Source organism: Sphingomonas sp. CCH9-F2 (assembly GCF_001556735.1).
In the GTDB taxonomy this organism is placed as follows: domain Bacteria; phylum Pseudomonadota; class Alphaproteobacteria; order Sphingomonadales; family Sphingomonadaceae; genus Sphingomonas; species Sphingomonas ginsenosidimutans.
The window spans coordinates 1-282 of sequence record NZ_LSJO01000598.1 but is presented as its reverse complement, the minus strand read 5'-3'; the positions used below and the strand labels follow the sequence as shown (position 1 = coordinate 282).

Genomic DNA, 282 nt, shown 5'->3' with positions numbered 1-282 from the left:
TGCGACAGCAGCGCGGAGGGCGGCGCGCTGCTGTCGCAAACCGCCACGCGCGAGGCGAACGTGCTCGCCTATGACGACGTCTTCCGGCTGGTCGCGGTGCTGGCCGCGCTGACCTTCTGCTACCTCCTGTTCCTGCTGCTGCGCCGTCGCTGGCGCGCCCATCGGACGATTGCCGCATGACCGACGCCCGTACCCCCGTTTCCGAAACCCCCGTCACGGAGGAGAAGCTGGCCGAGGACGCCGCCCCCGCCGCCCTCGCCCCCGCTACCGCCGCGCCGGCGG

General features: G+C 73.4%; 1 pseudogene. It reads left to right on the top strand.

Annotation, left to right across the window (positions count from 1 at the left end):
* Window positions 1-180: pseudogene (locus AX685_RS16685) on the top strand (MFS transporter); the annotation flags it as partial.
* Between the last annotated feature and the right edge of the window lie 102 nt (window positions 181-282).